General features: G+C 73.3%; 7 protein-coding genes, 1 pseudogene and 1 riboswitch. Of the genes and pseudogenes, 4 read left to right on the forward strand and 4 right to left on the reverse strand.

Annotated features, from left to right (window positions below):
* Both G3I42_RS15535 and G3I42_RS15540 read left to right on the forward strand, forming a co-directional pair.
* The coding region (locus tag G3I42_RS15535; RefSeq protein WP_164286395.1) for a WYL domain-containing protein at positions 1-737 on the forward strand (737 nt) is incomplete at its 5' end.
* 272 nt (positions 738-1,009) lie between these two features.
* Positions 1,010-1,900, forward strand: a complete 891-nt coding sequence (locus G3I42_RS15540; protein ID WP_164286404.1) for a glycoside hydrolase family 16 protein — start codon at positions 1,010-1,012, stop codon at positions 1,898-1,900.
* 25 nt (positions 1,901-1,925) lie between these two features.
* On the opposite strand, the gene G3I42_RS15545 is transcribed toward G3I42_RS15540, so the two are convergent.
* Positions 1,926-3,161, reverse strand: coding sequence for a DUF4032 domain-containing protein (locus tag G3I42_RS15545; protein ID WP_164286397.1), 1,236 nt, complete (start codon positions 3,159-3,161; stop codon positions 1,926-1,928).
* Between the two features lie 200 nt (positions 3,162-3,361).
* Complete coding sequence (locus G3I42_RS15550; RefSeq protein WP_164286406.1) at positions 3,362-4,330, reverse strand: aldo/keto reductase; 969 nt, start codon at positions 4,328-4,330, stop codon at positions 3,362-3,364.
* Between the two features lie 138 nt (positions 4,331-4,468).
* A riboswitch (ZMP/ZTP riboswitch) is annotated at positions 4,469-4,574 on the forward strand.
* A 20-nt stretch (positions 4,575-4,594) separates the two neighbouring features.
* Between G3I42_RS15550 and G3I42_RS15555 the strand changes: the two genes are divergently transcribed.
* Positions 4,595-6,085 carry a glycine hydroxymethyltransferase gene (locus G3I42_RS15555; protein WP_164286399.1) on the forward strand — a complete coding sequence of 497 codons (1,491 nt, stop codon included), beginning with the start codon at positions 4,595-4,597 and terminating at the stop codon, positions 6,083-6,085.
* Between the two features lie 103 nt (positions 6,086-6,188).
* On the opposite strand, the gene G3I42_RS15560 is transcribed toward G3I42_RS15555, so the two are convergent.
* Entirely contained in the window at positions 6,189-6,836 is a 648-nt protein-coding gene (locus G3I42_RS15560; RefSeq protein ID WP_164286401.1) for a class I SAM-dependent methyltransferase, read from the reverse strand.
* Positions 6,837-6,905: 69 nt separating this feature from the next.
* Entirely contained in the window at positions 6,906-7,415 is a 510-nt protein-coding gene (locus tag G3I42_RS15565; protein ID WP_164286403.1) for a DUF6328 family protein, read from the reverse strand.
* 150 nt (positions 7,416-7,565) lie between these two features.
* Here G3I42_RS15565 and G3I42_RS15570 point away from each other — a divergent pair.
* Positions 7,566-7,781, forward strand: a pseudogene (locus G3I42_RS15570) (hypothetical protein); the annotation flags it as partial.

Here is a 7,781-nt window from a genome sequence, read left to right on the forward strand (position 1 = left end):
CCGCGGCCTCGCTGCTCGCCGGGGCCGGCGGGGGAGGGGCCGGGGCGGGCGAGGCGGCGCTGCGCGCCCTCGCCAAGATCGACCGCGTCATGCCCGCCCGGCTGCGCCACGAGGTGAGCGCGCTCGCCGGGGCCGTCGAGTTCTTCGAGGGCGGCCCCGAGCGCGTGGAGCCCGCGATCCTCGTCACGCTCGCCGGGGCCTGCCGCGACGAGGTCGAGGCCCGCTTCCGCTACCCCTCGCGCGGCGAGGTGGGCGAGCGCCGCGTCGAGCCGTACCGCCTCGTCGCCTCCGACCGCAGGTGGTACCTCCTCGCGTACGACCTCGACCGCGACGACTGGCGCACGTTCCGCGTCGACCGCATGACCGAGGTCGCCGCGCGCACCTGGCGGTTCACCCCGCGCCCGGCCCCCGAGGACGCGGCGGCCTACGTCCAGCGCGGCGTCGTCACGGGCGCCTACCCGCACCGCGCCCGTTTCCTCGTGCACGCCCCCGCCGAGGAGGTCCGCGCCCAGGTCCCCTCCTCCGCCGCGCTTGTGCACGCCCGCGACGAGCACGCCTGCGAACTCGTCAGCGGCGGCAGCGCGCCCGACCGCATCCTCGCCTATGTCGCGATGCTCGGACACCCCTTCGAGGTCATCGAACCACCCGAGCTGATCGACCGCTGCGCGGCCATGGCGGAGCGCCTCGGCGCGGCGGCGGGACGCGCCGCCTCTCCGACCCGCCTGCCGGGCAACTGAGCTTCCGCGCCCGCCAATTGGTCCAGACGAACACCTTGACGCGCACCGCCCGCCGCTCTTGAATCGATGACGCCGACAAGTGAACGCGGCGAAGGCCCCCCACGGCCCCGCGGCTTCACTTCCTGGCGAGGGCGGAGTGTGCACCGGGCGCGCGGGCACACCACGCACCGGGCCCCCACGCCCCGCACGCCCTCCCGCCCCCCGCGCCGCCGGCACAGGTTCCCCCCACCACTTCCCCCACCGAAAGCGAAGTGACCCCCGTGCGAACCCCCTTGAGCGCCCTCCGGCGCCGCCGCCCGCTCTCCGCACTCGTCGTGGCCGCCGCCCTCGGCGCCACCGCGCTGCTGCCCGCCTCCGCGAACGCCGAGCCCGCCCGGGCCGCCGCCGCGACCTTCACCGACGACTTCGACGGCGCGGCGGGCTCGGCCATCGACGGCTCCAAGTGGCAGCTGGAGACCGGCGACAACGTCGACAACCACGAACGGCAGTACTACACCTCGGGCACCGACAACGCCGCCCTCGACGGGGACGGACACCTCGTCATCACCGCCAAGAAGGAGAATCCCGCCGGATACCAGTGCTGGTACGGGAGTTGCGAGTACACCTCCGCGCGCCTCAACACCTCCGGCAAGTTCAGCAGCACGTACGGGCACGTCGAGACCCGCATGAAGATCCCGCGCGGCCAGGGCATCTGGCCCGCCTTCTGGATGCTCGGCGACGACATCGGCTCGGTCGGGTGGCCCAACTCGGGCGAGATCGACATCATGGAGAACGTCGGTTTCGAGCCGAACACCGTGCACGGCACGATCCACGGGCCCGGCTACTCCGGCTCGGGCGGGATCGGCGCCGGCTACTCGCTCCCCGGCGGGGCCGCCTTCGCCGACGACTTCCACACCTTCGCGGTCGACTGGAACCCCGACTCGATCAGCTGGTCCGTCGACGGCACCGTCTACCAGACCCGCACGCCCGCCGACGTCGGCGGCAACCAGTGGGTCTTCAACAAGCCGTTCTTCATCATCCTCAACCTCGCCGTCGGCGGCTACTGGCCCGGCGACCCGGACGGCTCCACGCAGCTCCCGCAGCAACTCGTCGTCGACTACGTGCACGTCACGACGGGCGCGGCGGCGAAGGCGGAGCAGACGGCCGCGGTACGGGGTCACTGAGCGGCGCTGCCCGGGCGGGGGAGGCTCACCCCGCCGCGGGGCCCTGTCCGGGCAGCACCCGCTCCACGTAGTCACGCGTCGCCTCGGCGAGCCCCACGTCCTTGCCTGAACGCTCCGACAAGTACCAGCGATTCTCCAGCAGTTCGTGGTACACCTGGGCCGGGTCGAGGTTCCGCCGCAGGTCCAGCGGCACACCGCGCACGGCCGGCCGGAACACCTCGCGCACCCAGCGGTGCGCGAGCACCTCGGTGCGCGCGCCCGCCGGGTCGCCGGGCGCGTAGTCCTCCTGCGTCGCCATCCACGTCTCCAGGTCGCCGAGCAGCCGCCGCGCCTGGTTCTCCTCCGCGTCGAGCCCGGTCAGCCGCAGCAACTGCCGCTGGTGGTGCCCGGCGTCGACGACCTTCGGCAGGAACGTGATGCGCTCACCGTCCGGCGCCCGGCCGATCTGCATCTCGGCGACATCGAAGCCCAGGGCGTTGAGGCGCCGCACCCGCCGGTCGATGTAGTGGCGCTTGTCCGCCGGGTAGACCGACTGCCGCGTCAGCTCCGTCCACAGCTCCTCGTACCGGGCCGCGAGAGCCGCCGAGAACTCGACGGGGTCCACCGAGGGGTGCAGCGCCCCCGAGGCCTCCAGGTCGAGCAGCTCGCCCGCGATGTTCACGCGCGCGAGGTCGATGTCGTACTCGCGCTGGCCCCGGCTCAGCGTCGTGTGCGTCTCGCCGGTCTCGGCGTCCACGAGGTACGCGGCGAAGGCGCCCGCGTCGCGGCGGAAGAGCGTGTTCGACAGCGAGCAGTCGCCCCACGCGAAGCCCACGAGGTGCAGCCGCACGAGGAGCACGGCGAGCGCGTCCATGAGGCGGTTCATCGTCGAGGGACGCATCGTCGTCTCGAACATCGAGCGGTACGGCATCGAGCCGCCCAGGTGCCGCGTGATGAGCGCCGTCTCCAGCGGCTCCCCGTCCGCCGACGTCCGTCCGGTCACGACCGCGAGCGGGTCGACCGCCGGAATCCCGAGCCGGTCCAGGTCCCGCAGGAGGGTGTACTCGCGCTCGGCCGGCCGCGTCGCCAGCTCCTTCACCGCGAGCACCTCGTCCCCGGCCCGCGCGTAGCGCACGACGTGCCGCGAGATACCGCGCGGCAGAGGCACGAGATACCGCTCCGGCCACTCCTCCAGGGGCAGCTCCCAGGGGAGGTCCAGGAGGAGAGCGGGGTGCTCGGGGTTGGTCGCGCTGATCTGGAGGGTGCCGATCTGGGCAGCCATGTCTCGCCTCGTCGTCGCGGTCGTCAGGGCGCCGCGCACCCTTGGGCAGCACGATGATCGTACCGCCGGGCGGGGGAGTGGTGCGGGGACGGGCGGCCGGCACGGGAAGGGGCGCCGGTTCCGCTACCGGCGCCCCGCGCCCGCCGCGGCGCCCCGCCCCCGCTGCCGGCGCCCGCCCCCGTACCGCTCCCGAGCTGCCGTCAGTGCCCCGCCACCTCGTGCGGCCCGTACGGCGCCTCCAGTTCGGCGAGCTCCTTGTCGTCCAGGACGAGGTCCAGCGCGGCGAGCGCGTCCGTCAGGTGCGCCTCCTTCGTCACGCCGACGATCGGCGAGGTCACCCCGGGCCGCTGGAGCAGCCACGCGAGCGCGACCCGCGCGGCCGGGACCTCGCGGGCCGCCGCGATCCGCTGGACCGTCTCGACGATCTCGCGGTCGCCCTCCGCGTAGAGCGTCTTACCGAACTCGTCCGTGCGCCCCCGCTCCGTCTCCGCGTCCCACGGACGGGTGAGCCGCCCGCGCGCGAGCGGGCTCCACGGCAGCACGCCCACGCCCTGGTCCGCGCAGAGCGGCAGCATCTCGCGCTCCTCCTCGCGGTAGAGCAGGTTGTAGTGGTCCTGCATCGACACGAAGCGCGTCCAGCCGTGCGCCGCCGCGGTGTACTGGAGCTTCGAGAACTGCCAGGCGTACATCGAACTCGCCCCGATGTAGCGGGCCTTGCCCGCCTTCACGACGTCGTGCAGCGCCTCCATCGTCTCCTCGACGGGAGTCGCCGCGTCGAAGCGGTGGATCTGGTAGAGGTCCACGTAGTCGGTGCCGAGCCGCTTCAGGCTCGCGTCGATCTCGTGCAGGATCACCTTGCGCGAGAGCCCGCCGCCGTTGGGGCCCTGCCGCATCGGCATGTACACCTTCGTGGCGAGCACGACGTCCTCGCGGCGCGCGAAGTCCTTCAGCGCGCGCCCCACGATCTCCTCGCTCGTGCCGTCCGAGTAGGCGTTGGCGGTGTCGAAGAAGGTGAGGCCCGCTTCGAGCGCCTGCCGGATCAGGGGCCGCGAGCGCTCCTCGTCGAGCGTCCACGTGTGATTGCCCCGGCCGGGAACGCCGAAGCTCATGCACCCCAGGGTGAGGCGCGAGACGTCCAGCCCTGTCGAGCCGAGTTTCACGTACTGCACAGCGTGGCCTCCGTCGGTGGTCGGGCGGCCGGGGTCGTCCCCGGACCCGTCCATGATCCTCCTTCGCGCGCACCCCGCTCCCGGCGTCCGCATCGTGAGCCGGACACGCCTTCGGTCCCCGGTTCCTTGCTAGCCTGCCCCCGGGGCCGTGACTGGCGCGAACAGTGGAATCGACCACGAGGAAGCGGCCCCCGCACGGGCGGTGACTCCGCCCGGTGTGCGGTCGTGCGCCTGGGCCATCCGACACTGACCTGGGAGTGAGCCATGTCCAGCGCACCCGAGCAGTTCCCCGCCCCCGAGCCGACCGGCGACCCCGAGCAGAACGCCGCCCTCGCCTCCGCCGCCTTCCGCGGCGCCCTCGACGTCGTCCGCTCCGTCGAGCCCCGTATCGCCGCCGCCATCGGCCAGGAACTGACCGACCAGCGCGAATCCCTCAAGCTCATCGCGAGCGAGAACTACGCGTCCCCCGCGACGCTCCTCGCGATGGGCAACTGGATGAGCGACAAGTACGCCGAGGGCACCGCAGGGCACCGCTTCTACGCGGGCTGCCGCAACGTCGACACCGTCGAGACCATCGCCGCCGAGCACGCCCGCGCGCTCTTCGGCGCCGACCACGCCTACGTGCAGCCGCACTCCGGCATCGACGCGAACCTCGTCGCCTTCTGGTCGGTCCTGGCCCAGCGCGTCGAGAGCCCCGCCCTCGCCGAGGCGGGCGTCCGCAACGTCAACGACCTCACCGAGGAGGACTGGTCCGTGCTGCGCCGCGCCCTCGGCGACCAGCGCATGCTCGGCATGTCCCTCGACGCGGGCGGCCACCTCACCCACGGCTTCCGCCCCAACCTGAGCGGAAAGCTTTTCTCCCAGCGCAGCTACGGCACCGACCCGGTCACCGGCCTCATCGACTACGACGCCGTACGCGCCGCCGCCCGCGAGTTCCGCCCGCTCATCCTCATCGCCGGCTACTCCGCCTACCCGCGCCTCGTCAACTTCCGGATCATGCGCGAGATCGCCGACGAGGTCGGCGCGACCCTCATGGTGGACATGGCCCACTTCGCCGGGCTCGTCGCGGGCAAGGTCCTCACCGGCGAGCACGACCCGGTGCCGTACGCGCAGATCGTCACCACCACCACCCACAAGTCCCTGCGCGGCCCGCGCGGCGGCATGGTGCTGTGCGAAGAGCCCCTCGCCGAGTACGTCGACCGCGGCTGCCCCATGGTCCTCGGCGGCCCCCTCCCGCACGTCATGGCCGCCAAGGCCGTCGCCCTCGCCGAGGCCAGGCAGCCCGCCTTCCGCACGTACGCGGCGCAGATCGTCGACAACGCGCGCGCCCTCGCCGAGGGGCTCACCCGGCGCGGCGCGAAGCTCGTCACGGGCGGCACCGACAACCACCTCGTCCTCCTCGACGTCTCCGGATACGGCCTCACGGGGCGTCAGGCCGAGTCCGCGCTGCTCGACTCCGGCATCGTCACCAACCGCAACGCCGTCCCGCAGGACCCCAACGGCGCCTGGTACACGAGCGGCATCCGGCTCGGCACGCCCGCGCTCACGACGCGCGGCCTCGGCACCCCCGAACTCGACGAGGTCGCCGCCCTCATCGAGGGCGTCCTGCGCGGCACCCGCCCCGGCGCGACGAAGTCGGGCAAGCCCTCCAAGGCCCAGTACGTCATCGAGGACGGCCTCGCGGCCCGCACCGCCGAACAGGCCGCCGACCTGCTCGCCAAGCACCCGCTCTACCCGGGCATCGATCTCTCCTGAACCACGCGGAAGGCGGCGCTTCCCTCTCGCGGGGGAGCGCCGCCTTCCTTCGCGCGGGAATGCGCCGCGCTTTCCGTCGCGGGAAGGCCCCGGGCCGCCCTCGTCAAGGGCGCGCCGCCGTCCGCCGCGCCCGGAACAACGGGTGCCCGCCCGTGCCCTCCGGGACGAACTCCTCCCGTTCCACGACCAGTCCGGCCGCCTCGATCCACCCCCTGCTCACCGCCGCGTCCGGCTGGCTCCACCACATCGGGGCCCCGCCGCCCAGCCAGTCCTCCTCGACACCGGTCCACGCCCGCTGCCCCGTCGTGGCGAACAGCACGCCGCCGGGCCGCAGCCAGCCACCGACCCGGCGCAGCAGCCCCGGCTGCTCCGCCAGCGGCAGATGGATCAGCAGGTAGAGGCACACCACCGCGTCGAAACTCTCCCGGGCGAAGGCCACCTCCGCGGCGTCGGCCCGCAGGAACTCCGCGTCCGGTACGCGCTCCCTGGCCCGGCGCACCTGCACCCCGCTCAGGTCGACGCCGGTGACGCGGTGCCCGGCGGCGGCGAGCGTACGGGCCACCGGCACCCCGCCGCCGCAGCCGAGATCCAGCACCGCCGCGCCGGGCGGGAGCAGGTGGCACAGCTCGTCGAGCAGCGCCGCGTACTTCGTCTCCGAGCCGTACGCCTCGTCGTACCGCGCGGCGACGGCGTCGTACCCGCGCCGTACGACGGCCTTCGGGTCGGGCCCGGACTCGTGCTCGCTCGTCATGGGGAGGAGTCAACAGGCGCTCCCGCGCGGCGGCCACGGGTTTTCCCGGCGCCCGGAGACGGTGCGGGCTCACTCCTCCCGTTCCGAGTACCGGGCCCGCGCCCACAGCGGCAGGATCAGCCAGCACAACACGTACCAGCCGACGACCCCCGCCACGAACCAGGGGACGAACGCGTCGTGCGTCGCCGTGCGCAGGACGAGGAAGAGGGCGGAGGTGAGCGTCGCGAGGAGCAGCATGAGCCCCACGAAGGTCATGCGCGCCGCCCACTCGACGGTCCGCTTCTTGATGCGCCGGCCCGACAGGAGCCGGTGGAAGGGGACGGGGGATATGAGGGCGCCCGTCGCGAGAGCGCCGAGCACCACCGTCGTCAGGTAGATGTTGGTGTCCGTGTGCGACAGTTCGTCGAACATCGGCGTGAACACGACCGTCAGGAGGAAGCCGAAGAGGATCTGGACGCCGGTCTGCGCGACCCGCACCTCCTGCATCAGTTCGTTCCACTGCCGGTCCGCCCGCTCCTCCTCGCTCTCGCTGCGCCCGCGCCCCGCCACTTCTGCCTTCACCTCAACCTGCGCCGTCATGCTGGCCCTCCCCGCTCCTGATCCGTGGCGACCGCTTACCCCCGTTGGCCCAGGGTTCACCCCGCGTACGCGGGGCAGGGAACATGCCACGTACACCCGTCTTGAGCAGGGCGTACGCTCACGCCACCACCCGATCCCGAGGAGCCCCCGATGTCCCGCCCCGACACCTCCGCCACCCTCCTCGCCGGTCTCCTCCTCGGCGCCGGAGCGCTGCACTTCGCGCGCCCCGCCCCCTTCGACGCGATCGTCCCGCGCAACCTGCCCGGCTCCCCGCGCACCTGGACCCGGCTCAGTGGCGTCGCCGAGTGCGCGGTCGGCGCGGCCGTCGCCGTGCCCGCGACCCGCTCCCGGGGCGCGCTCGCCGCC

Source organism: Streptomyces sp. SID11385 (assembly GCF_010548245.1).
Taxonomy (GTDB): domain Bacteria; phylum Actinomycetota; class Actinomycetes; order Streptomycetales; family Streptomycetaceae; genus Streptomyces.

Bases quoted from the DNA above. Each gene is read 5' to 3' on its own strand.
- G3I42_RS15545 (WP_164286397.1), bottom strand. From the start codon at position 3,161: ATGGCTGCCCAGATCGGCACCCTCCAGATCAGCGCGACCAACCCCGAG.
- G3I42_RS15555 (WP_164286399.1), top strand. From the start codon at position 4,595: ATGTCCAGCGCACCCGAGCAGTTCCCCGCCCCCGAGCCGACCGGCGAC.
- G3I42_RS15560 (WP_164286401.1), bottom strand. From the start codon at position 6,836: ATGACGAGCGAGCACGAGTCCGGGCCCGACCCGAAGGCCGTCGTACGG.
- G3I42_RS15565 (WP_164286403.1), bottom strand. From the start codon at position 7,415: ATGACGGCGCAGGTTGAGGTGAAGGCAGAAGTGGCGGGGCGCGGGCGC.